This window comes from Kitasatospora sp. NPDC058478, assembly GCF_042720345.1.
Classification (GTDB): Bacteria; Actinomycetota; Actinomycetes; order Streptomycetales; family Streptomycetaceae; genus Kitasatospora.
Map to the genome: position 1 here is coordinate 1 of NZ_JBHXML010000018.1, position 24,569 is coordinate 24,569.

Genomic DNA, 24,569 nt, shown 5'->3' on the forward strand with positions numbered 1-24,569 from the left:
ACCGTCCTTGCCTTGGGGTCTACGGAATCCGCCCAGGCGACTTCCTCACGGGCCGGGCGATCCTGATGGCGCGCTGTCCCTCCACTCATCCTCTGGACTGCACTGTCACTTTCGTACTGCTGGTACTGCACCTGCTGAACTGCGTCTTCCCGTCGGTGGCCGTGGCGGCCCACCTGTTCCCGCAGCCAGCCCCGTCGCCCGTCCTGCACCTGCCTGGCTTCGGAACTCCGCTGCCGGACCGAACCGCGAACTCTGTCCAACAACCCGGGCCAGTTCGTGTCTGCCGGTATCGCCGACTGTTGTCTACGAGAGAAACGCTAGACCAGCCCACGGGCAATGTCTACTCCGGCACGCATAGATTTTGCGTTCGCCGCGAGTGAGGTACTCTGCCGGTGCGCGGCGGCGGCACCCCCCCCGCCGCCGCCGCGCACCGCCGACGAACAAGCAGTACCGCGCAGGAGGCGGGAGTGGAGGACCTGGTGCCCGGAGCAGCGGAGACCGCCCGGCCCGGGCAGGCTGCCCTCGTCGAGGCGATCACCGAGGCCGTGCACGACGGCGACGACCGAACCATCCGCCGGTTGCTGGCCCGCTTCGCCGAACTGGCCACCCTCGCCGACCTGTACTCCCTGCGCGACGCCCTCGACACCGCCCGCCCAGCTGGCGCCCACGGGCAGAGGTGACTCTTGCCGGGCCGCGCTCGCGGACCTGCCTGACCAGATGCCCAGATCGGTCCTGCGCCTGGCGTCGTGGTGCGCAGCGCGCTCGCCCTGCTTGGCCGGGGCGAGGGAGCTGATGCCCGGCCAGGAGGTGAACTCCAACATGGTTCCGGTTCCAGCCGGTACTCGGCAGGGCTGGGCCGGTCACACCCGGCCGAGGTGGATGTCGCGGGTGCACCGGCGTGGCGCCGGACTCGAACCGGTACCCGGCGGTGGCGGTCCTGCGTCGTCGTCCTGCGCTCCGGTGGCCGCCGCCGGCCGGATTGACGGCCCGGCGCCGACTGCCCTGCCACGCTGGGTGGCGGGCGGCCGGCGCCGGTAGTGCCGCCCCGGGTCAAGCCGCGATCGTGAGGTCGGCGCGGCCGAACAGCAGCGCGTAGCCGCGGGGCAGGTCGGTGAGGATGCGGTCGGTGAGGGGGTCGCCGGCGAGGTCGGTGAGGGCCGCCAGGACGGAGGAGACGTCCCAGCGGGCGGCGGTGAGGCTGGTGTTCAGGGCGCGGGCGACGGCTTCGACGAAGGCGGGGGCGGCGACCGGCCGGGGCAGCGGGATCTGCGAGGCGAAGACGGTGCGGGCACGGGCAGGGCTGCGGCGAGGTCGCAGCGTTCCTCCCCGGTGAGTTGGCTGCCGAGGGCGGCCAGGACGACGGTGAGGACGCGTTCGGCCTCCTCGTCGCAGGTGTAGCGGCCCAGGGTGCGGACCTGCTGGAGCAGGAGGCGGTACCGGGTCATGGCGGTGGCCTTCCAGGGAAACGGGGCCGGCCGGACGGGTGCGGCGGCGCGGACGGTGTTCAGGGGCGGTGGCCGGGCCGGGGCCGGCCGAACAGGAGGTCGTAGCCGGGCGGCAGCTGGAGCAGGACGCGCTCGGTGAGGTCGTCGCCGACGGCGTCGGCCACGGTGCTGAGGACCGCGCCGATGTCCCACAGGGCGGTGGTCTCGGTGGCACCCTCGATCCAGGCCGCGGTCGCGCGCGTGAACCGCTCGGGGTTGAGCGGCTCGGCGGCCTGCAGCGGGTTGAGCAGGATCAGGGCGAGGGTCTCGGGCAGGCGGGCGGCCAGTTCGGCGCGCACGTTGCCGACCAGGTGGGCGCCGAGCAGGGCCAGTACGACGCGCGCCGCCCGCTCGGCCTCCCGGGATGTGTCGTACTCACCGCGTTCCCGGACGTCTTCCAGGAACGCCTCCCATCGAAGAGCCACGGTTCCTCTCCCTCCGTTCCGGGGCTCGGCGTGAACGCCGTCGACGCCCGGTCAGGGCTCGACGACCAGGCGCCGGTGCGCACCGGTGAGCTTGCCCAGCCGGCCCACGCGGCGGCCGGCCCCTCGCAGGACCAGGTGGCTGCCGCACCGGTCGGCCTGGTTGCGGGCCCGGACCGGAGCGCCCAGGCCCGCGCAGTCCATGAACGTCACCTCCGACAGATCGAGCACCACCTCCCGATGTGCCCCGAGCGCGGCGGTCACAGCACGGCGCAGCGCGGGGGCGGTGTCGAGGGCTATCTCGCCGCACGCCCGCAGCGCGAAGGGTTCGTGCCCCTGGTCGTCGCGCATGGTGGTCTCCCGCCGCCGGCCCGGCCCACACGGCGTGGTGCGCCGGGGCGGCCGGGCCGGACGGTGGAGCCGGCCGGGGCCGTCCCGCAGGGCCCGGGGGTTGGCGGTGCGGGACGGCGGTCCGGGGAGGGGTCAGGCCTGGATCTGCTTGCGGCTGCCGCTGTGGCTGATCTCGACCTTGCGGGGCTTGGCCTTCTCCGCGATCGGGATCTTCAGGGTCAGCACGCCGGCGTCGTAGTCGGCGCTGATCCCGGCGGGGTCGAGGGTGTCGGACAGCATGACCTGGCGGGAGAACACGCCGAGCGGGCGCTCGGACAGCTCCCACTTCACGTCGTCACCCTGGTGACGGGGGCGGCGTTCAGCCTTGACGGTCAGCATGTTCCGCTCGACGTCGACCTCGATCGCGTCCGGGGCCACCCCCGGCAGATCGAAACAGATCACGTACTCGTCGCCCACACGGCAGGCGTCCAGCGGCATCGGGGCCGGCCGCGACCACGTCCCGTTCGTGCCCAGGAACTGCTGAGTCAGCCGGTCCAGCTCGCGGAACGGGTCAGTGCGCATCAGCATCGCGAAACACCTCCACTGATCGAATGAGAGCCAGTGCGCTTCACCTGAATCTGTTCTAGCATGTCATCCATCCAATGACAAACAGCAAAGTCGCTGAAGGAGTGACAGCCATGGGAAAGCGGCCCGACGTACCCGCCACCGGCGGCGGCCCACCCACGGGACCGGCGTCCTTCCTCGCCGCCGCCGCCGCGCTCGCCGCCATCGACGACGCTGTCCGCACCGCCCGGAACACCCGCCCGACCACCCGGCCCGGCACCGGCGCACCGGACGAGGGCCCCGAGCCGGCCCTGGCCGCCCTGGTACTGCTGCGCGAACTGCGCACCGAGCTCGCCGGCTGGGAGGCGGGCCTGGTGGAGAGCGCCCGTGACGGCGGCGCCACCTGGGCCGACCTCGCCCACCCCATGGGCGTCGCCAGCCGTCAGGCCGCCGAGAACCGCTACCTGCGCCTGCGCCCCGCCGGCAGCAGACCCGAAGAGGCCGCGACCGGAGCGGAGCGCGTCAAAGCCGTCCGCGACCGCCGGGCCGCGGACCGCGCCGTCACCGCCTGGGCCCGCGACAACGCAGCCGACCTGCGCGTCCTCGCCGCCCAGATCAGCGCCGCACCCGGCCTGCCACCCCGGGCCCGCCCCGCGCTGACCGCGCTCACCACCGCCCTCGGCGCCCCCGACCCCGCCGACCTGATAACGCCCCTCGCCGACATGCGCCCCCACCTCGCCGCCACCCACCCGGACCTCACCGCCCGCCTCGACGACCTCACCCACCGCACCGAACGCCTCCGCCATGACAGCGACCAACGACGCACCTGACCCCCTCACCACCGCTGAAGACCGCTGGCAGCAGATCGAGGACCGGCTCGCCGCCATCGAACGCCGCATCCGCGAGCACAGCAGCGCCGCCATCGCCACCGTCGACACCTGCCTGGCCAGAATCGACGCCCTCCACCACGACCTGGCCCACGGGTCCTGGCCCCCGCATGCCTTCCCCACGCCGGCAGGGCCTCCGACCATCCCACCGGAGCAACCAGCGCGAGCCCCCACGCAGAACCCCTCCGACCCCGTTGGCCACCGGCACGCACCTACCGTCCCGAACGCACCGCGACACGCCTCGGAGGCCGCCAGGCAGCAGTCCGGGTACCCGTAGACAGGGAGAACTACCGCCCCCGAGACCCCCTGGCGATACGCCGCGATCTGACGCCACGGCCGAGCGGAGGCGCCGACTTCGCCCATGTCCTACCTGGTTGGACACCCCCACCCCCGCCCCTGACGTCGGCGAGGCGGCCGGGCTGAGGCGGAGTACTCTGCGTGCGTGTTCCACACTGTCGCCGCGTGGGACACGGGCAGGTCACGCGGCAATCGCCAGCTAACGAATCGACGGAGACCTCAGCGACGACGCCGAAGACCGGGACGACGAAGAGGCCGAGCAGCACAAGAACCAACAGCCCCGAACGCGGCCGAGCCCGGCCTGCAGCTCATCTCCCCTTGTCGCTGGCCAAGGGAGACCCGCAGGTCAATAACATTCTCCGGGCTCAGCGGTCGCACGGTGGTCGCCGTAGAAGAGCAGGATGGGAGGCAGATCCCGCGCGCCGCTCGACCTTCCGAGGCGATCACCATTCGCTGCTCACCGAACCCGGGAAACGACCGAGGACGCGTCTACCGGCGCTGCGGCTGCCGCGACGACCACCGTCGACAGCTCGGCACCACCTGCCCCCGCCTCACCGCCGACCCCCGCCACGGCACCTGGGCGTTCGCCGTCGACACCCCGCCCATCGACGGCCACCGCCGCACCGTCCGCCGCGCCGGCTTCCCCGACGAACTCGACGCCCGCACCGCGCTGCGGCGCTTCAACGAGGGCCTCACCCTCTGCGTCATCACCGACCCCAGGCAGCGCACCGCCGAGTACCTGAGGGACCGGCTCGACGAGACGGAGCTCCGCCTCAAGCCCGCCACCATGGCCCGCTACCGCACCTACACCGAGCAGGACCTGATCCCCGCCCTCGGCACGATCCCCCTCATCGACCTCACCCGTCAGCACCTGCAGGCCTTCGTCACCAACCTTCTGCGCCGGGGCCGCGGCAGGGTCACCGTCCACCGGATCATGGCCACCCTCTCCAGCGCCCTCAGCAGCGCCGTCCACGACGGCCGGCTCGCCCGCAACCCCGCCAAGCCCCCGCTGCTCCCCCGCCCCGCCTCCGCCCCCAGACGCCTGTGGACCGAGGAACAGACCGCCCGCTTCCTGCGCTTCACCCACGTCACCGACCCCCTCTACGCCGACCTCGCCGAGCTCATGATCGGCTCAGGCATCCGCAAAGGCGAGGCACTCGCCCTGCGCTGGGACGACGTCCACCTCCCCGACCGTGTCTTCTTCGTCCGCGCGACGCTCTCCGCCGTCGACAACAACCAGCTTGTGCTCACCACCCGAAGACCAAGGGCAGCAGGATGTGGGTCGCCCTCTCCGACCGTGTCGCCTCGGCCCTCGACGACCGCGCCGGCACCCGCGCCTTCGGCAACATCGCCGACAGCGGCGACTACGTCTTCCACCGCCACGGCCGGCCGCTCCATCCCAAGAACGTCCTCGACCACTTCCACCTGCTGTGCGACAAAGCCGGAGTCCCCCGCATCGCCCTCCACGACCTGCGCCACCTCATGACCAGCTTCACCCTGGCCGCCGGAGTCCCCCTGCCCGTCATCTCCAAGACCCTGCGCCACCGCACCCTGTCAACCAGCGCGAACATCTACGCAGAACTCACCCGACTCGCCGCCCGCGCGGCCGTCGACGCCGCAGCCTGGACCCTCGACAACGCGGACCGCGCCGTACTCGGACGCACCGTCTGCCGCGCCCAGCGCCCATGGCGCCAGCACCCACGCCCCCACCGGCACCTGCCCGCATATCAGCAGGCACGAACAGAAGAACCCCCGGCACCATGGCCGATGTGGCCCGGCGACCACCATGCGACCACCAACTGACACGGCAACAGAAAGAGCGGGCACCCGGTTTCCCAAGCACCCGCTCTCACAACCGACTTCACAGTCGGGACGACAGGATTTGAACCTGCGACCCCTTGACCCCCAGTCAGGAAGGGTTCTCCTATTCCTGCCTGAAATGCGCTCGCACACACGTCGTGCGTGTGCAGATGAGCACGTTTCGCGCACGTCGCGCGGCAGCGCGCATGACGTGTGGTCCCCAGCTGGTCCCCAGGTCAGGGGCTTGACGGAGGGTCCGAGTGGCGTTCATGTCTCCAGAGTAGCGCCACTCCGAGCGAGGATCCAGCGATCCTCTCGGATCGCTCAGAAAATCCCAATCAAGGACCACGGGGCACCAGGCGGAAATCAATCCAACTCAACCGAAGGCCAGTCGAGAATAGCCGTGACAAATACCGGACGCACCCCCACTCCCCGTAATCCTGTCAAAATCCAGCGGCGCTCACGGTAGCGGATTCCGGGGGCCAGCCCGAGATTCGGCGCCACCCCACCACACGTGCCTGGGTTGTGTGAGCCCAACAGCCCACGGCCGACGGGCAAGCCACCTGGTCCCGTTTGGCATACCCTTTCGGGCCGTGGACTCATGAAGACTGATGCTGTGCGATCAGGATCGCCTGACCCCACCGACCGCGCGCTGCGAGCACCCTCGCGGCGTGTCGTCGGGCGCGTGCCCCGGCCATTCGATCTCGCCGTACTCCACGCCCCGCACGCTCTGCCGACACACCCACCGAGCCCCCTCAACTCTGGACCATCACTACCTGGTTCGAGGAGGTCACCAAGTGCGGTGTTGCGCGACCGGGCGGCGCGCCCTGCGGGCAAGTCTTTCCACCCCCGCGGCCGAGACCTCGTACCCATCGGACCCCAGCATCGGTCGAATCAGGTTCTTGCTCTGCAGTGTGCGGAGGGCGGCCTTGAGCTGCCCGCGTTTCACAGTCGCGCCGAACGCGGACTTCAACTCCAGCAGTCCGCGGGCGTGCCCACCGTGGAGTCGGCCGAGGACGGCCAGTTCCAGGAAGGACAGCCGACCGATTCGCTGCCCCCTCGACGACTGCTGCGGCTCGACTGGTGTCGGCGACGGCTTGCCCGGACCCACCAGCCACGGCCCCGGGTTGTCCGAAGTGGACAGGATGGCCAACTCGCTTCCGAAGCCGACTGCTAGGACGTCACCCACCGCCGCGACGGTGTGCGCCGCCTCGGGAAAGGACACCAAGGCGTGATGCTCGCCGGTGCTGGCCTCTCGGAAGCGCACGTCGCCCGCCCTGTCGGCCGTGACAATGACGAGTCGGCCCTGGGCCGTCCCCATAGTCATGGCCGTCTCTCCTCCCGCGTTGATCAGCGAACGTCGACGACCGGTGTCCGCGTCCCATGTACGGATGGAACCGTCCGCGTGCCGGGACGCAATCATCGCCTCCGACGGCGTCGCGCCGAATGCCACGGCCCGAAGGCCAGGGATGTTGGTAGAGAACGCCCGGCGCAGGCGGCCGGATGCCAGGTTCCACACCTCGATGAGTCCGTCGCGGTAGCCGACGACAGCAAGGGGTTTCTCCCCGATCCGCCCGGTGGCGATGGACGTGGCGCCGGAGCGCCAACCGAGGCGCCCACCCCGGGGTCGCCCGGTGGTCAGGTCATGGACGTACACCTGCCCGTCGGCCCTGAGGATCACGAACGCCGGCCGCCGAGCCGACCCACCGACCGCTAGGTCCGCGACTGCGCTGCGCGACGCGGAGCGCCGCCACAGCAGCTTGCCGGTGCCGGGTTCGCGGGCTGAGATCCCACCATCGTCGGTGACGGTGACCACGACCGGGCCCTCGGTGGTCGTACCGAGGCCGAGTGCGGTCACGGTGCTCAGGCCCACCGCGTAGACACCCTCGGCCTTGCCCTTGGACGCGTCGAAGATGCGCAACCAGTGGTCGCCGCACCCGGTGGCCACCAGTACCCGTTCACCCGCCCGTGCCGCCGCCACGGCTTCGACGCGTCGTGGATGACGGTTGTCCCTGCCGAGTTCACGGGGTTCGTCCAGGTCCCATACGCGCGCAGTCGCGTCGTCTCCACCACTGACGGCCACTGGTCTGCCGTCACCGCGGTCGGCGACGGCGACGGCGGTGATGCCGTCCGTGTGGGCGGTGAGGATCTGGAGCGGCCTGCCGTCGGCGAGGTTCCACGTCCGCAGCGTCCTGTCCTCGGAGGCGGACACGAGCACGTGGCCGGACAGCGCGTCGAGGGTCCGGGTGCGGCGGTCACTTTGGGCCGCCAGGCCGGCCGCCCGGCGTCCGTGCAGCGTCACCGTGAGGTTGGAGACTGTCTGAGTCGGAGCGCTCCGTGCGGTGGTTTCGCCTGAGTCGTCGATGTACCAGGCGAGTGCTGTGACGGCGCCCGTGTGCCCGTTCAAGGTGTGCAACAGCTGGCCGGTGTCAACGGCCCAGACCTCGATCGACCCATCCGATCCCGCGATGACGGCGACGGGGTGTTCCCCCGCCGTGAGGGCGCGGAGGGCGGTCGACTCTTGGTGGGCCCCTCTCAGTCGGAGCTCAGGTCTACGGCGCGTCAGGTCCCAGACGTAACAGTTCTCGTCCTCGGTGGTAATGACCAGGGACGAGTCTTCGTCCTCGCCGGTGACGGCCAGCCCGATCACGGGCGCGGAATCGACGGCGAAGCGATGGCGTTCAGTGCCGTCGACGAGGCTCACCGCGACCACCCCACCCGCCTCGTCGTCGCCGTATCCGATGACCACCAGGGGTTCATAGCCGATTCTTGTGGCAAGTACGATCGGCCCGGGACCGGACTCCTCCTTGGCGAGCAGGTGGCGTTGCCGGCCGGCCCTGAGGTCCCAGCTGTAGATCGTCCCGTCCGCGCCGCACGTCACGGCGACGGGTACGCCGTCCACCACATGCGTCAACAGTTCGGTCACGGAGCCCGCATGCACGGCCCCGATCTCGGTCAGCATCTCTCCACTGCGCGGGTCCCATCGGCGTAGCGTGCCCTGCGCGTCCGCCGTGACCACGATCCGCTGCTCCGGGCGGCCGACCGCGATCGCGGTCACCGGCGCGGTGTGGCCGTGCAGTTCGTGGTGCAGGGTGCCACTGGCGATGTCCCAGACATGGGCGATGCGGTCGTCTCCCGCGGTGATGGCGAACGGCCAACCGTCCCACAAACCGGTGGCCACGGACCGCACCGGCTGTTCGCTTGCGGTAAGAGTCGCACGCAGCGCGAGGCTGACGTTCCCGGCAGTCGACCATCGACACTGCCACGGAGCGGGGAGGGCGTATGGCGGGTGGTACAACCGGTCGCTCAGGTCGGGGCGCCGGTAGCGCACGGCGTCCACCGCCAGGACATGGCGCCGGACCTCCGGTTCGGCGTTGATGTGACGGGCGAGCGAGGTCTGGTAGATGGGCATGAGACGCTCGGCACCGGCTTCCGGGAGGGCCCCGGCTGTCAGGATCGACCTGGGGTCGGCATGGACCAGGAACTCCGGCTCCTGGAACAGTCGGTGAAGGCCCCCGCTCTCGGCCGCGTGCTCGGCCGCGTGTCGCAGCAGATACGGCGATGCCAGATCCCACCGATGTGTCCCGCCGACCTTCACCTGCCGCATCAGCCGGGCGAACACTCGCCGGGCCGGGTCAGGCCGGCCGGTTCGCTCCTCGTTCGCCGTCACGTCCACGCCTTCCGTTACAGGGTCTTGAGAATCCGGGCCAGCTTCCCGCTCTTCAGGTAGTTCCCGGCCAAATGGAAGTCAAGGGTGCCAATGGAGCAGGATTCGTCGCTCTCCACCCCGCGGAACCGGCGCGAGATCCCCTTAGGGGGAACGGCGACCAAGTCTCCGACGTCGGCGAGATTGGCCCAGCGATTCACCGCGGCCGGTCGTGTGCCGAGGCCGTCCACCGGTGGCGGGGTGAGCCGGTCGAAGACTGCTCTCGGGATGGCGAGCGGGGAACCGAGAGTGACCCACAGGGGGATCGGCGCCGCGTCGTCCTGGAGCCGGTGGAGCGTCTCGTACGCGACGACCGAGCCCAACGAGTGGGCGATCAGCACGTCCGGGCGGTGCTGTTCCAGCGCCGTACGTAGCCGGTCCTGGACCCGCTCCCGGGTCATCCCGGCGGCCTGATAGGCGGCGACTTCCTTGACGAACCGGACCACGAACCACTCCACGATCCGTTCGCCGCAGGCCCATGACTCGGCCAGGTCGGCTATCCAGCGCCGATGCGGGGCGGTCAGGTGGCCTTGCGGGACGGCGGTGCTGGCCCGGCGGTTGTCCGAGCGATGGAGGTACAGCAGATGGGTGAGGAGGTCGGCCTCGCTGTCCGTCAGTTCGTCGAGCTCGTCCTCGGTGCCGCTCTGACGTCCCTGCTCACGGCACTCACGCAGGAGGTCCGCGTAGTAGACGACCACGACATCCGCCCGGTCCACGCCAAGGCTACGGGCCCAGATGGAGGACAGGTTCCGACTGGCGGTCTCGGCCGTCTCACCTCGGCGGTGGTTGCCGATGCCGTGAATGCCGACGATCCTCATTCCGGACTCGCAATCGCGTAGGGGTTGGCCTTCAGGTAGTCCGCAAGACCCTGGTGGAACAGCCGGTAGAGCGTGGATCCGTCGTTCTCGACACCGGTACGCAGGTAGAAACGCGCCGCGTCGAGCAGCTTCCGGACATCGTCGTCGCCGATCTCGGGGTGGAACTCGGGAGCGACCGCGGCGATCGCTTCGGTGGGGAAGCCCTCGCCCTTCGCCCAGGCCACCGCCGCTAGCACGGCCCGCAGACGCGAACCGTTCGTCTGCAGGCCCAGATCCAGTTCGAGGACGTCGGGGAGCGATAGCGGCACGTCGGCGCCCAGAAGAGCCGCGCCTTTCGGGTCCACGGGCGCTTCCAGCGAGTCCAGCGCCCGGCAGTAGATGCGTGCGACAAGGAACGGGCCCCACTCGCGCACGGTTCGCGGGTCCTGGGTGAGCGTGGCCGCGATGCTGCCGGCTAGAGCCGATCGGACAGGTCGCTGGTCCGGGCGACGATAGGCGGGATGCTCGGCGAGATGGCGGGAGAGATGTGTCTCGAGGTCGCGACGCAGTTCGTCATCGGGGACGTCGTCCAGGTCCAGCAGACTGCCCTGTTCGGAGGCCAGCTCCAGCAGTGGCCGGAAGAGCGGCCACCGGCGCGTGCCGACGATGAGCCGGCAGACCGGCAGGCCGTCCGGGCGCAGGGTCGTGGCCAGGGGGATCAGGAGCTGCCGCATGAGGTCCGCGGGTACGTCGGCCTCGTCCAGGGCGTCGAAGATCAGAGGCGGCGGGGTCGGCAGGGACTGGAGGCGTGTCAGCAATTCGGCGACGGTCTGCGGTTCACCGTGCCCGCGATGCGGGTCGTCGGACAGCCGCCACTGGTCGGTGAGCGAGGTGAGGACGGCGTCGAGGTCGCGGCTGCGGGCGTGGATAGCGGCGAGCGAGGGATTGGGCGACGGCACACCTTCGGGATGCTGGGCCGCGAGGTATCGGCGGATCTCCGGTGCGGCCCGGACGACCTCCTCGTGCCCGGCGCAGACGAGGGCCCCCAGGAGCGCCGACTTCCCGCAGCCCGGCGCGCCCGTGACCACGGTCAGTCCACCCGTGGCGGGGTCGTCCACCCAGGGCGCGAGTTGCGCGAGCTGACCGGCGCGGCCGACGAAATGACTGCCCACCCGGTCCATGAAGTGCTCGGCGCCCAGGTCCGCGACGAACTCCCTGACCGGCGGGGTGACCGTCCTGAACCGCTCCCGCTGAGGATCGTCCACCCACCGTGGATTGGGGAAGAACGGCAACCACCGCTCCCGGGCCAGGTCCACCTTGGTGGAGTGGATCTGCTGCTGGCTGCCCCTCCGGCCGAGGCTGCGCTGGATGGCGGGAACCACCCGGTCCCACTTGACATAGCGGAGGGAGGGATCGGTATCCAGACCATTGGCGGCGATCTGCTCCAGCACGTCGGCCACTGCCGCGCTGAACGCCCCGTCGTAGGCGTCGGAGTACGGGCTGGAAGCCGCAATGACCCACACGTTCAGCTCGTCGTCGGGCACCACCGCGAGTTGGGCAACGCGGGCCGCCCGCCCGGCGCGGCAGAGATCCACCACGAGCAGCATCGGCTCCGGCTGGAGCTGAGCGTCCCGGGTCCAGAGGTCCACCGCACTGTCCGAACCGACCCCGCCGTCGGAGGCGACCATGAAGAGCTGTTCCTGACTCTGGAACCGTCTTTCATGCGGGAGCCGGGTCGTTCCGTGCGAAATGACGTGGACGATGCCGAAGTTCTCGCGACGGGCGTGACGCCAACCACGCCCCACAGCCTCCAGATTGGGATCCCGGACATCTGTGACAGCGTACGAGAGCCGCTCGTACGCCTGTCTCAGGCGCGGCATCAGCTCGTCGACGAACGGAAGATCGTCCCAGCCGTCCGCGAGGGGCGGTGGCTCCTCGTCCTCAGGCACGGAAGAGACGAACTTGCCGACCCCCATGAGAAGCATGCTCGGCCGCTCGTCGCCCGAACCCTCCGAGACCATGCCTTCCCCTTGTCACGTTCTCGTCCGGAGAACACCGGGAACGCACCCCGGAACGCCACGGATGTCGTCATGGTATCCAGTTCGGGCAGGCGGTCGCAGAGCACCCTGCCATGGGAGGGCTGAGGCTCCGTGGGCGGAGCGAGGCCGGAGAGGGGAGAGGAAGGCGGACGCAGTGTGATGGGGCCGTCACGTGGTCATGCAAGTCGAGGCGCGACTCCACCGGCGGCGGTCGGGTCACGGTGCGGCTGGCGCCCAGGTTCCAGCGTCCGGTCCGCAACGGCTCAGCGAACACCAGCGCCAACCTTCCACTCACACTGCTTTGTCCCTGCCCGCGGCCACGCTTCCGAGTAGAGACCTCGTGCGGGCCAGTGCTTCGCGATCAAGCTCGCCTACCCACCATCCGCATAGCGTGATCACCCTCGCGGCGTGTCGCCAGCGCGTGTCCCGGCCAGTCGATCTTGCCTGTGCTCCACGCCCCGCCCCGCGCGCTCTGCCGCCACACCCACCACTCCCGCAACTCTGGACACGCCATCACCACCAGGTTCGAGGAGGACTCCATGGCGCAGCGTCCGAAGCGGGGCAGGGTGTATCGCAGGTGCGGGTGCAAGGACGGCATCAGCGGGAAGCAGTTGGGTTCGTGGTGCCCGCAGTTGGCCGCCGACACTTCGCATGGTCGGTGGACCTACGCGGTGGACCTGGCACCGGAGGACGGCAAGCGCCGCACCCGGCGGCGGGGCGGGTTCGCGAGCCGAGCGGAGGCCGCGAGGGAGATGGCGCGGGTACTGGATGCCGAGTACCGGGGCGTGTACGAGGACCGGACGCTGCGCGTCGGCATGTTCCTGTACGAGTGGCTGGAGTCGAAGCGGCCGGCGCTGGCCCCGAACACGATGGCGGGCTACCGGGCGTGCATCGAGCGCGACCTGGTCCCCGCGTTCGGCGGCATGCTGCTCGTCGATCTGCGGCCCAAGCACATCGACGCCTGGGTGAGCGCGCAGCTCACAGCCGGCCGCGGGCGCACCACCGTTCACCACGCGGTGGCGATGCTGCGCAACGCCCTGAACCACGCGGTGCGCACCTGGCGGCTGCGCTACAACCCGGCCAAGCACTCCGTGCCGCCCAAGCCCCGCGCCGCCGAGCGCGTCTGCTGGACCCCCGATGAGGCCGCAACGTTCCTGCGGCACAATGCCGAGCACTATGCCGACCGGCTCACCGACCTGTTCGAGGTCATGCTCGGCACCGGCATGCGCCGCGGCGAGGTCCTCGCCCTGCACTGGTCCGACGTGCACCTCATGGACCGCAAGCTGTACGTCCGCTGGACCCTGACCGCCGTGAACAACGGGAAGATCCACCTCAGCGAGCCCAAGACCGAGGCCAGCCGCGCCTGGGTGAGCCTCTCCCCCAGAGTCATGGCCGCCCTCCAGCGCCAGGCCGCTCTCCAGATGGCCGCCCACCCGGAGAACAGACTGGAGGGCCTGGTCTTCACCCGCCCGGACGGCGAGCCTCTGCGCCCGCAGTGGGTCCTCGACCAGCTCCGCAAACGCACCGCCGAGCTCGACCTGCCGAAGATCGGCCTGCACGACCTGCGCCACACCGCCGCCAGCATCATGATCGCCGCCGGCATCCCCCTCGCCGTCGTGTCCAAGACCCTGCGCCACTCCAACCTCGCCATCACCGTCGACCTCTACGGCCACCTCCTCAAAGACTCCGCCGACGACGCGGTCCTGGCCCTGGCAAAGGCCCTCGACCGCGCTGAGCTGGGTAACACCCATCTCGACAGGATCGGGCTGGTGGGCTCTGACTCGCTGGCGGCGTAGCCGAGCTGGTGCCCACCAGGTATTGAGCAGATCCGGTAGACCAGTCCGCTGCCACACCATCACAGAATGTGGCGGCCTGCTGGCTGGAGAGGCTCGGTCGCCCTCCGGCCAGCAGGTGATGGCCATCGGTCAGCGGAGCCACAGCGAGGCTCCCTCCACATGGGCTTGCGACCCTCGGTCACTCCCGAGGGCGACCGCCACGTGCTGCTCGATCGCGGCGAGCAGCTCCTCGTTGGTGTTGCGATCCTCGGTCACCCTGGAGGGCGACCGCCACTGTGGACTTCACGAAGATCGGCGGCCCCGGAGAGGTGTTGCGATCCTCGGCCGCCCCAGAGGGCGACCGCCACCACCAGCGTGCCGATCCTGTTCGCCGAGCGGCCCGACGAGTTGCGATCCTCGGCCGCCCCGGAAGGCGACCGCCACCACGGCCTCGGATGCTCGGACCACGCTCTCGAACATGTTGCGATCCTCGGCCGCCCCGGAGAGCGACCGCCACCGGGAGTCCGGCGAGAGGCCGGCGAGCAGGACGAGGTTGCGATCCTCGGCCGCCCCGGAGGGCGACCGCCACCAGCCATCCGCAGAGGCGGCCAGAACGTATCGGAAAGGTTGCGATCCTCGGTCGCCCCAAAGGGCGACCCGCCACAGGCGAGCTGCACCTCGGGCCACATATCGATCGACTCATTGCGATCCTCGGCCGCCCCAGAGGGCGACCGCCACGACGTGCGAGCCACCCGGCTTCGCTGTCGGTATCAACGTTGCGATCCTCGGCCGCCCCGGAGGGCGACCGCCACCGGGTGATGGTCTCCTCGGCGTGGTGGATGTTCAGGTTGCGATCCTCGGCCGCCCCGGAGGGCGACCGCCACGCCTCCTCAGGCGTGTTCGAGGACGACGGCGCGCTTGTTGCGATCCTCGGCCGCCTCGGAGAGCGACCGCCGCCTCCTCGCTGAACTCGTGCTCGACACCGTCCTCAGTGTTGCGATCCTCAGTCGCCCTGGAGAGCGACCGCCACCAGGCTGGTCGGGGGCGCCCTGGAAGCCGAGTGCGAGCTCCGATTCTCGGCCGCCCAAAGGTGGGCCGCCACCCTTCATCTGGGCGTCCGTCAGCGGCTGCTTGTTCAGGTTGCGATCCTCGGCCGCCCCGGGGGCGACCGCCACGCCGGTCCAGCTGCGAGAGCTCAGCGACGCGTACCGGTTGCGATCCTCGGCCGCCCTGGAGGGAGACCGCCAGCAGAGCCTGACCCAGTTCTTCGGCTTTGGTGCCGTTGCGATTCCCGGCCACCCAGAGGCGGCCGCCAGAGAATTGTGCCCTGTGTGACCTCGAAGGAACTCGTCCGAAGCACATCGGTGAAGTAGCCAGTCAGTCCACCAGCGCGGTGAGGCTGACTCCTTCCGGGACGTCCGTGTCGACAGTGACCTTGTAGTCGGAGTACGAGCGTGCTGCGGTGTGGCCGAGTGGGGTGATGTGCACGCGGTCGAGGAGCTTGTGGGCGGGGGTTTGGCCGTAGGCGTCGGAGTGGCTGAAGACCCAGAGTCCTCGCAGGGCCATGGAGGCGCGGCCGGCGGCGCGGTCGTGTTCCAGCATCATCTCGAAGGCATGCCAGAGGGCTTGGAGGTCGTCGCTGGTGACGCCGGTCTTGGCGGCGAGTGGTGCCGAGAAGTGGCCTGCGCCCCTGTAGAGGCCGTAGGGGACGATGTTCTTGGTGCCCATCTCGGTCTGCTTGGTGGCCAGGTCCTCGACTCGGGTCGGGGTGACGCGGGTGATGGGGACTTCGATTGTGGTGACGGGGTCGATGGACCTGCTGAAGGTGAGCTGCAGGGGGCCCTGGACGCGGCCGGCGGTTCGGTCGCGGTTCTTGCCGGTGGTCATGACCGCGCCCATCATGCGGACGTCGTAGAAGGTCCGGCACATCCAGTTGCGGGCTTCGGACTCGTTGGCCGCGTTGCCGGTGTCGTAGGCGCGCTCGTGCTGGGCGTTGAGGGCGACGCCTGCTTCCACGTAGATGTCGTAGCCGGGGCGGCCGGAGTTCAGGAGGGCGACGGTGTTGCGGATCTTTCGCTTGAGGGCGACGTCGGTGACGTAGCCCTGCATGGTGATGGGGTCGGTGCGGGGGGCGCCGCCGTTGTCGGGGTCGCCGTTGGGGTTTCCGTCGGCGATGTCGAAGAGGAACACGAAGTCGTGCTTGCGCGTGGGGTCGAGGTGGGCGGGGACGGTCATGGTGGGTTCTCGCTTCCTGGTGGGTGGGGTGGTCAGGCGGTTTCGGCGTTGGCCGGGGCGGATTCGATGAGGTCCGAGACGTCGAAGAGCGCGCCGCCCTCGGCGGGCTGGGGCTCGGCCGTCTCGGCTGCCTTCTCCTTGGCGGCCTTGTGGGCGAGTGCGGCGGTGATGTCGGCGGCCCGCTGGTGCTCGTAGCCGAGGACGAAACGGCCCTGCTCGGGGACGGTGAGCAGCAGGGGGACGTCGTCGAGGTGGTGGTAGATGTCGCGCATGCGGGCTTCGAGCGCGTTGGCGGTGGGTGTGTTGCGGCGGCGGATGATGCGGAGGTGGTTTTCGGCGCCGGCGCGGAGGTTGGCGAGGACGGTGGCGGGGCTGCTCATGGCGGTGCCGAAGTACTTGTCGGTGATGGTGGCGTTGACGGTGCGTCCGGTGTCTTTGGCGGCTCGGCGTTGGACGGCGGCGAGGGTGGCGAAGAGGCGGCCGCACATGTAGGCGGGGTCGTTGGCGTCGGGGTTGAGGCCGGGCATGCCGTGCTCCTGGGTGTGGTGGCGGGTGAGGGCGAGGCGGAGGAGGGCGGTGCGGGGGCCGTCGATGCGGCGGTCGGCGCGGATGCGTGCGAGGAGTCGGGGGAGCATCCAGGCGGGGGGTGGTGTGCCGTGGAGGGCGCTGTGGAGGAGGGCTTCGTCGAGTCCTTCGGGGATGGTCTTGGGGTGGTACTTCTTCTCGGTCTTGACCCATCGGGCGCACGCGAGGGCGAGTCGCCAGAGCGGGTAGACCTGGTATTGCGGGTCGAGGTCATCCGCGGTGCTCTGGTGGGTGGTGTGGGGTGACCAGGGGTCGAGGTACTGGTGGTCGCGGAACCAGCGGCCGAGGCAGTCCTCGATGACCGGCAGGGGGACGTCGATCCAGTCGCGTACGACGACGCGTGAGGAGTTTGCGCCGAGGGTGGCGGAGTAGAACTTGTTGACGTCGGCCGCGAATTCGGTGGTCCCGGTGCCCGGTTTGAGGATCTTCGCGATGAGGTTGGCGACGTCCTCGGGTTGCGGGTCGTCCAGGTTGCCGAAGCCGTTGCGCTTGACGGGTTCGCGGGTCCACCAGACCGTCACGGCGGTGTCGGCGCGCCTGCGGTGTTTCGGGTCGGCGAGGAGTTCTCCGAGTGAGGTGGTGGCTGCTGTCCCGCACGTCTCGCAGAGCGGGGTGGCGGCGAGTCCGGCGGTGATGCCGGCGCGGCCTTGTGCGGCGGTGTTGACGCTGACGAGCTGGGTGCTCTTGGCCTGCTTGGCGGGGATGGCGCCCATGGCGATCGAGATGGGCACGGTGGCGAGCAGCGGGCGTTCGTGTCCGCAGACGAGGCACAGGCCGGTGTTGCCTGCTCCTTTGGTGTCGCTGACCTTGTCCGCCCAGAACTGGCGTGCGCTCGGGTGCTGGTGGGCCCACTGTCCGTCGACGCTGATGGCGACGAGGTCGCCGGCGGCCATGTCGGCTGGGACGTCCAGGGTGGTGACGAGGAAGCGGAGGACGGCTTCGGCGGTGGGGTCGCCGGGGTTGGCGGCTGCCCACTGCCGGGCGAGGTCGGCGAAGGCCGTGCGGCACTTCGCGGCCCGGGCGGCGTCCTTGTCCTTGACCTCTCCGGTCCTGGGGTCGGCCTTCGGTACGCCGAAGACGTACTGGGCGTTGTCGGCGAGCAGGCACGGTGCGATGGCGACCGTGCGGGTGGAGGTCGGAACCTCGAGGCGGAGCGCGGGCTGGCCCTTGGGTACGCGCAGGTCCTGGATCTGCGCGTGGTCGCCGTCGAGGAGCACGGCCCATTTGATCGTCGCGGGTTTCGTGTAGGACTGTTCCTGGCCGGCGACGCGTTCGGTGAGGCGTTGCAGCAGCATGGTCAGGCTCCGGTTCGCCAGGATCCGGCGGGCATGTGGACCTCGTCGTCACCCAGGGGGTGCCGCGGGACGCGGAGCACGCCGTTGTCCAGGCTGGCGCGGAACCAGTGGTAGGTCTCCTGGCCGCGGTCGCCGTACCTGATCGAGTGCAGCATCACGCCGAGTTCCTCAGTGCGCTCGATGGGGCCGGCCTTCGAGCCTTCGGGGCTGCCGGGCCATGATCCGCGCGGGCCGAAGCCCGCGGAGAACTCGCGGCATCCGAGGAAGGGCTGTGAGAAGCATCCGCCGCGTTCGGTGCGGCGGCGCAGCTGCTCGCGGTATTTGGCGGCCGGTGCCTTGGCGTTGCGGGTCGGGACGATCTGGGTGTTCACCCGGTAGGCGACGTCGCGCAGCGCGACGGTGTTGCGCTGGTCGCGGTCGTGCTCGACGTCGTAGCGCTCCCTGTGGTCCGTGCGCAGGGCTTTGATGCGGGGTGCGGTGATGACGGACTTGACCTCGTTGCGTCGGATGCTGATCCATTCGATCGGGGTGAGGACCTCGATCGACTGGATGACGTAGGTCATCTCCGGTTTCCAGAAGATGGCGCTGAGTGCTCCGACTGCCGCGGAGGGCGTCATGACGGGGTAGCTGACCCGTTCGACTTTCAGTTCGGGTCGCGTGAAGCAGGCCAGTGGTCCCCACAGCTCGACGGTCACCGGCGGCTCCGGCCAGCGCGTCTGGGCATGGCTCGGCAAGGTAATCACCCTCTCCAGGGCAATGTGACGATGTGTCAGGCATGGACCGTAGCAGCACTAGCACACCCGTGAAGCTGCTTCCCGGGAGGGCTTGACAGCCTCAGCGGTGCCGTGTTCTGCGACGACCCTTGCCGTTGCCGAATGTGTATCAGGGGTCACTGACAATGACGCCCCCGCCGGCAAGCCGACGGGGGCACGAGCGCGCGGACAGACACCAGCACGCCTGTGTTTCGATCCTCGCCGCCCCTCGTGAGAGGGCGGCGCCACGCTTCGGGAGCCTACCCAACCCGCACCCCCCGGCCGGGCTCTCCCCGCCGGTCCACCTCGCGCTCAGGACGGGGAAGGAGCCCGAAGCGCCTGCGCATGTGACCAACAGCCTTCCCCTGATGAGAAGTTGTCGCGGCCGCCAAAAGTCGACCGGCTACCGCTACCGGCTGGGCGGCTCGATGCCGCGCTGTGGATGGTAGGGGCCGACCCACTCGACGAGGTCGTCAACGATGAGCTTCGCGTGGCCGGCTGCCAACGCGGCGTCCGCCTCGGCCCTGGGGATGCCGGCGATGTGGGGCTGCAGGACGCGCTGGGTCTCGGGCCCGCAGGGCTGACCCGTGCGGAGCATGTCGATGGCGGCACGGGCCGCAGCCTGTTCCTCGGGCTTCAGTTCGGGCCGGACATGGACGACGCTCGCCGTGCTCTCGCCGATCATGACGAACTTCTCCGCCACAGCGGGGAAGTCGAGTTCCCGGCGCAGCGCCTCGATCGGGTCCCCGAGGTTGGCGAGGCCCTGGAGCCGGTAGCGGGTCCTGGAGTAGTGGGCGAGTGCGGTGAGGTCGTCCGGGTCGGCCTTGTCGGGACCGTCGCCGAAGCGGTTGCCTGCGATGCCGAGGGAGAGCATGTACGACGGGTCCGGGATCCTGCCGCTGTCGTGGGCTTTGAAGACGACGACCGTTCCGCGGTGCAGGTGGCCTTCGCGGTTGCAGCGGCCGGCCGCCTGCTGGAGGTTCTCCGGTGGGGCCCAGGCGCGGAAGACTATCGGGAAGTCGAGGTCGACGCCGGCTTCGATCAGCGACGTGGACACGACCCGGACACACTGTCTGGCCGCGAGGAGCGTGCGGATCTCCTCGATCGTCTCCCGGCGGTGGCCCGAGGTCATGCGGGTGGACAGGTGCAGGGCGCCCGCGGGCAGCTGCTCGTGGACGGCGTTGGCGTCGCGCGTGGTCGAGACGACCATCAGCGTCTGCTCGTGCCGGGCGGCTTCGCTCGCCATGGCGGCCAGCGTGGTGTCCTCGCGCCACTCGTAGCGGACGCGTTCGAGGGCCGAGAAGAGCGGCGCGGGGTTGGGGATGACGTGCCTGTGCCCGGTGCCGTCGATGCTGCTGAACTCGGGCTGGGTCGCGGACGACAGCAGCACCGTCGTGCCGAACCGCTCGGTCAGACCCCGCAGTGCCGACAGGATGGGCACCAGCAGCCGGTCCGGCAGCGCCTGGACCTCGTCCAGGACGATCACCGCACCGGCGAGGCGGTGGAGCTTGCGCATCCTCGACGGCGAACGGCTGAAGAGGGACTCGAACAGCTGCACCGTGGTCGTGATCACGAATGGTGCGTCCCAGTTCTCCGCCGCCAACCGGGCCCACCCCGCACGCTCAAGATCGACGGAGGAGTGGTGTTCGAGGACGTCCCGCTCGCCGAGCATCTTCCGGTAGACGGAGGCGTTCTGCTCGGTGATGCTAATGAACGGCACCGCGACGATGATCCGCCGCTGACCGTTGCGCGCGGCGTGGCGCAGCCCGAACGCGGCCGCGGCCAGGGTCTTTCCCCCGCCGGTCGGCACGTGCAGCCGGTAGACCCCCGGCTCGCCGTCCGCCGCGGCCACGGCCTGCTCGTAGATGCTCGTACGGATCCCGTCGATCCGCGACGGCTGCCGGCCGGCGAGCATGGCCTTCCGGGCCTCCTCGAACCGCTCGCCGAGAGCGGCCATGTCCGCGTCCGGGCGCACATACGGAACCCGGCCCAGGTGGTGCGCGCGGGTGTCCAGGCGATCGGCGTCGATGACGCAGCTGAACAGCATCCGGACCATCAGGTCGACATCAGCGAAGTCGTTGTCGCTGTCGGGGTCTGACAGCCACTGCGGCACCGCGATCCCCGCAGACTCGATCTCGGGAACCTCCGCCGAGACCCGGCGAATCGCCTCCTCCACAGCACCGGGCCGCGCCCGCAGCTCCCTCAGCAGAGCACGCATCTCACCCCAGGACCGCAGACCCCCGTGATGACCCTCCACCACCCCCGCAAGAGGCCCCGGCAAACACTGCGCCGCAAGACGGACCCCCGCCCTCTTGTGGTCGATCCCGACCGTCCCACCGGTACCGGCAACCTCCACCAGCCGGTCCTGCCACGCACACCCCCCCTTCCCCACATCGTGAACCAACGCCAGATACTCAGCCGCGGCACCCATACCGAACACCGCACCGAACCGGCCAGCCAGTGCAGCCGATCCACGAAGATGATCACCCAGCAGATGCCACCGGCCAGCACCATTGGGCGAATGGGCATAAAGAGGCTCGTCACGCATGACCCACAAGGCTACCCACCCGCCACGACACACGAGTTACGACTGCGACAAGGCCCCAGATGGCGACCGCCACGCCGGCCTTGCAGCAGGGCAGAGAATGGCCTGGATGCCGTTGCGACCCTCGGTCGTCCCGAAGGGCGACCGCCACGCCGTGAGGGAGTACAAGCGCGGGTCGGCACAGTAGTTGCGATCCTCGGCCCCCCAAGAGGGCGACCGCCACTCGGACACGAGGGGCCGCCGGCCGACCGCGCCGCGATTGTTGCGATCCTCGGCCGCCCAGGAGGGCGACCGCCACCCCGCACTTCCGGTCGACGGAGCACGTGGTGGACCAGTTGCGATCCTCGGTCGCCCCCGGGGCACCACCACCAGGCCCCGCCCCCACCGTGAGGCCGCCCAACGAGGGTTGCGATCCTCGGCCGCCCCGGAGGACGACCGCTACCACGTCGGTGCGGTTGATCACCATCGGGCGCAGCGAGTTGCGATCCTCGGTCGACCCAGAGGGCGACCGCCACGTTGCTGTTGCGCCACTACACGCCCTTGCGCGTGCAGCTGCAGTCCTCGGCCACCACAGAGGGCAACCGCCACCCGTACGAGACCCCGCGCAGCGATCCCGAGGTCGAGGCGTTGCGATCCTCGGCCGTCCCGGAAGGTGACCGCCACACGCCGTCGGACCCGGTGGCGACCTCCCAACGGGCGTTGCGATCCTCGGCCGCCCAAAAGGGCGACCGCCACGCGCAGGTCATCACGCGCTCGAACGTGCCATCCATGCCGTTGCGATCTTCGGCCGCCCCGGAGGGCAGCCGCCACCGGAGCCGACCCAGTCGGACCTGCGCGGCAACCAGTGTGATCCTCGACGGTCCGCAGGGGCGACCGCCACCAATCCGGCGAGGGGTTTGGCAGCCAGCGGCACGGTGTTCCGATCCTCAGCCGCCCCAGGGGGCGACCGCCTCGGCGATCCTGTCCGGCGGGCGCTGGTTCCAGGAGTGGTTCCAACCCTCGGCCGCCCCGGAAGGCGACCGCCGCGGGCGCGGAGGCCAGCAGACTCTCGGCGTCGTCGAGTTGCGATCCTCGCTCGCCCCGCAGTGCGAGCGCCACCCGGCAATGGCGACTTACGCGGTCGACGTCTACGGGTTGCGATCCTCGGCCGCCCCGGAGGGCGACCGCCACCCTGGTGCTGCCCCGTGCGGCGGCGGACGTAGTGGTTGCGATCCTCGGCCGCCCCGGAGGGCGACCGCCACCGCTGTAGCGCCAGGTCCCATCGGGATTGATGGCGTAGTTGCGATCCTCGGTTGTCCTGGAGGGCAACCGCCACCCGCCCTGGCCGAGCTGGGACCGCATCAGGTCGAGGTTGCGATCCTCGGCCGCCCCGGAGGGCGACCGCCACTGTCTGCGTGCCGATGTACTGGCACACGTCGCCGTCGTTGCGATTCTCGGTCGCCCCGGAGGGCAACCGCCACAAGCGCCACCGCCTACCGAGCCCGCGAGGACTTCATGTTGCGATCCTCGGCCGCCCCGGAGGGCGACCGCCACCTCTTCACCGTCGGGGCGCTGGGTTCCGCACATGAGGTTGCGATCCTCGGCCGCCCCGGAGGACGACCCCCACCCCCTGCCTAGCTGTACTGCCTCGGTATCGAGTGATTGTTTCGATCCTCGGCCACCCTGGAGGGCAACCGCCGCTCCGGGGAGTCATCGATATCCGAGAGGTGGTGGACGATGTTGCGATCCTCGGCCGCCCCGGAGGGCGACCGCCACTCCAGTTCGGGCCAGGACCCTGCTGGTAGTGGGAGCCGTTGCGATCCTCGGTCGCCACAAGGGTGCCCGAGGTGGGCCCGCAGGCCCTTGGCGGAGTTGCGATCCTCGGCCGCCCCGGAGGACGACCGCCACCGCGATGGCGGCCGTCATGTGGTTGACCGTGAACGTGGTTGCGATCCTCGGTCGCCCCGGAGGGCGACCGCCACCGCCGTCGTCGAGCACGACAACGTAGTTGGGCGAGTAGTTGCGATCCTCGGCCGCCCCCAGGGAGCGACCGCCACCCGCCGGCTTCGGCGGTGACCCAGGGCGGCTCGGAGTTGCGACCCTCGGCCGCCCCGGGGCGGGCTCCGAGGCTGGTGCCGTCGGACATGACGTTGCGAGCCTCGCTCGCCCCGGAAGGCGGCCACCACCTGGCCCCGCCGGACAGCGCGTACGCGTCTGCCGTCGTTGCGATCCTTGGCCGCCTCCGGAGGGCGACCGCCACTAGAGGACCGCAGGGCCGGGCGCTGTCCATCGTAGCGTTGCGATCCTCGGCCGCACCGAAGCGCGACCGCCACTCGTGGTGGCCTGGATCAGCTCCAGCATCTTACGGAGGTTTCGATGCTCGGCCGCCCCGGAAGACGACCGCCACCGCCGTGTCGGCCGGGATCGACGAGGACCGGCACGCGTTGCGATCCCCGCCCGCCCCGGAGGGCGAGCGCCACGCTTGCGGTGATGCACGACCGGCCTCACCAATCCGAAGTTGCGATCCTCGCTCGCCCCGGAGGGCGAGCGCCACGGCGGCACCGTATGGCGCTGATCGGCGAGCCCCGTAAGTTGCGGTCCTCGCCCGCCCCGGAGGGCGAGCGCCACAGCCGCGTACTCGACGTTCGTGCCGATCGTCACCGAGTTGCGATCCTCGGCCGCCCCGAAGGGCGACCGCCACCATCGCGGCCTCCCTACGGCTTCCTGGCGATCACAGCGTTGCGATCCTCGGCCGTCCTAGAGAACGACCGCCACCGGATGCCCTTGCCCATCTTGCGGCCGATGGACTGGTTGCGATCCTCGGCCGCCCCGGAAGGCGACCGCCACCAGCCGCACCGCGGCCATCAAGGCTAAGAACCAGGCGTTGCGATCCTCGGCCACCCCGGAGGGCGACCGCCACTCGGGGTGGCGGCGAAGGTGGTCTATGCAGCCTCCGTGTTGCGATCCTCGGCCACCCCGAAAGGCAACCGCCACCCCGCATCCCGCTGTTGTACGTCTCGTCGAGGGCGTCGTTGCGATCCTCGGTCGCCCCGGAGGACGACCGCCACCGGGACGCC

General features: G+C 70.2%; 17 protein-coding genes and 1 pseudogene. 6 read left to right on the forward strand and 12 right to left on the reverse strand.

The annotated features are described in order from the left end of the window. The first annotated feature begins 467 nt into the window (after positions 1-467). On the forward strand, positions 468-680 hold the full coding sequence (locus ACFWPT_RS12350; protein WP_380481515.1) for a hypothetical protein: 213 nt from the start codon (positions 468-470) through the stop codon (positions 678-680). Positions 681-1,205: 525 nt separating this feature from the next. Here ACFWPT_RS12350 and ACFWPT_RS12355 read toward each other — a convergent pair. From ACFWPT_RS12355 to ACFWPT_RS12370, 4 genes are all read right to left on the reverse strand, one after another. Continuing rightward, positions 1,206-1,445: a DUF2267 domain-containing protein gene (locus ACFWPT_RS12355; protein ID WP_380481517.1), complete on the reverse strand. Its 240-nt coding sequence runs from the start codon at positions 1,443-1,445 to the stop codon at positions 1,206-1,208. A 59-nt stretch (positions 1,446-1,504) separates the two neighbouring features. Then, positions 1,505-1,909: a DUF2267 domain-containing protein gene (locus tag ACFWPT_RS12360; protein WP_380481519.1), complete on the reverse strand. Its 405-nt coding sequence runs from the start codon at positions 1,907-1,909 to the stop codon at positions 1,505-1,507. Between the two features lie 51 nt (positions 1,910-1,960). Beyond that, on the reverse strand, positions 1,961-2,257 hold the full coding sequence (locus tag ACFWPT_RS12365; protein WP_380481521.1) for an STAS domain-containing protein: 297 nt from the start codon (positions 2,255-2,257) through the stop codon (positions 1,961-1,963). Between the two features lie 132 nt (positions 2,258-2,389). Next, positions 2,390-2,824, reverse strand: coding sequence for an Hsp20/alpha crystallin family protein (locus ACFWPT_RS12370; protein WP_380481523.1), 435 nt, complete (start codon positions 2,822-2,824; stop codon positions 2,390-2,392). Positions 2,825-2,934: 110 nt separating this feature from the next. On the opposite strand from ACFWPT_RS12370, the gene ACFWPT_RS12375 reads away from it, so the two are divergent. The 4 genes and pseudogenes from ACFWPT_RS12375 to ACFWPT_RS12390 all read left to right on the forward strand — a co-directional run bounded on the left by ACFWPT_RS12375 (position 2,935) and on the right by ACFWPT_RS12390 (position 5,787). Beyond that, a complete protein-coding gene (locus ACFWPT_RS12375) occupies positions 2,935-3,630 on the forward strand; it encodes a type III effector protein (protein ID WP_380481525.1) in 696 nt (231 codons plus the stop codon). Continuing rightward, complete coding sequence (locus ACFWPT_RS12380; RefSeq protein WP_380481527.1) at positions 3,605-3,964, forward strand: hypothetical protein; 360 nt, start codon at positions 3,605-3,607, stop codon at positions 3,962-3,964. Before ACFWPT_RS12375 ends, ACFWPT_RS12380 begins: the two co-directional genes overlap by 26 nt. Positions 3,965-4,363: 399 nt before the next feature. Further along, a pseudogene (locus ACFWPT_RS12385) lies at positions 4,364-4,867 on the forward strand (hypothetical protein); the annotation flags it as partial. 392 nt (positions 4,868-5,259) lie between these two features. Continuing rightward, on the forward strand, positions 5,260-5,787 hold the full coding sequence (locus ACFWPT_RS12390) for a tyrosine-type recombinase/integrase (RefSeq protein WP_380481529.1): 528 nt from the start codon (positions 5,260-5,262) through the stop codon (positions 5,785-5,787). 787 nt (positions 5,788-6,574) lie between these two features. Here the strand turns inward: ACFWPT_RS12390 and ACFWPT_RS12395 are convergent. From ACFWPT_RS12395 to ACFWPT_RS12405, 3 genes are read right to left on the reverse strand one after another with little or no spacing between them, the layout of a single operon-like run. Next, on the reverse strand, positions 6,575-9,454 hold the full coding sequence (locus ACFWPT_RS12395) for a WD40 repeat domain-containing protein (protein WP_380481531.1): 2,880 nt from the start codon (positions 9,452-9,454) through the stop codon (positions 6,575-6,577). Between the two features lie 14 nt (positions 9,455-9,468). After that, on the reverse strand, positions 9,469-10,308 hold the full coding sequence (locus tag ACFWPT_RS12400; RefSeq protein WP_380481533.1) for a hypothetical protein: 840 nt from the start codon (positions 10,306-10,308) through the stop codon (positions 9,469-9,471). Further along, on the reverse strand, positions 10,305-12,308 hold the full coding sequence (locus ACFWPT_RS12405; protein WP_380481535.1) for an ATP-binding protein: 2,004 nt from the start codon (positions 12,306-12,308) through the stop codon (positions 10,305-10,307). The genes ACFWPT_RS12400 and ACFWPT_RS12405 overlap by 4 nt, the downstream gene beginning before the upstream one ends. A gap of 557 nt (positions 12,309-12,865) precedes the next feature. Between ACFWPT_RS12405 and ACFWPT_RS12410 the strand changes: the two genes are divergently transcribed. Then, positions 12,866-14,122: a tyrosine-type recombinase/integrase gene (locus tag ACFWPT_RS12410; RefSeq protein ID WP_380481537.1), complete on the forward strand. Its 1,257-nt coding sequence runs from the start codon at positions 12,866-12,868 to the stop codon at positions 14,120-14,122. A 129-nt stretch (positions 14,123-14,251) separates the two neighbouring features. Here ACFWPT_RS12410 and ACFWPT_RS12415 read toward each other — a convergent pair whose 3' ends face one another. From ACFWPT_RS12415 to ACFWPT_RS12435, 5 genes are all read right to left on the reverse strand, one after another. Continuing rightward, on the reverse strand, positions 14,252-14,377 hold the full coding sequence (locus ACFWPT_RS12415; protein ID WP_380481539.1) for a hypothetical protein: 126 nt from the start codon (positions 14,375-14,377) through the stop codon (positions 14,252-14,254). A 1,101-nt stretch (positions 14,378-15,478) separates the two neighbouring features. Beyond that, positions 15,479-16,336, reverse strand: coding sequence for a type I-C CRISPR-associated protein Cas7/Csd2 (gene cas7c, locus ACFWPT_RS12420; protein WP_380481541.1), 858 nt, complete (start codon positions 16,334-16,336; stop codon positions 15,479-15,481). A gap of 32 nt (positions 16,337-16,368) precedes the next feature. Then, complete coding sequence (gene cas8c / locus ACFWPT_RS12425; protein ID WP_380481543.1) at positions 16,369-18,216, reverse strand: type I-C CRISPR-associated protein Cas8c/Csd1; 1,848 nt, start codon at positions 18,214-18,216, stop codon at positions 16,369-16,371. A 2-nt stretch (positions 18,217-18,218) separates the two neighbouring features. Then, a complete protein-coding gene (gene cas5c, locus ACFWPT_RS12430; RefSeq protein WP_380481545.1) occupies positions 18,219-18,959 on the reverse strand; it encodes a type I-C CRISPR-associated protein Cas5c in 741 nt (246 codons plus the stop codon). 418 nt (positions 18,960-19,377) lie between these two features. After that, positions 19,378-21,516 (reverse strand): CRISPR-associated endonuclease Cas3'', encoded by a 2,139-nt coding sequence (locus ACFWPT_RS12435; RefSeq protein ID WP_380481547.1) that lies wholly within the window; start codon positions 21,514-21,516, stop codon positions 19,378-19,380. Positions 21,517-24,569 lie beyond the last annotated feature (3,053 nt).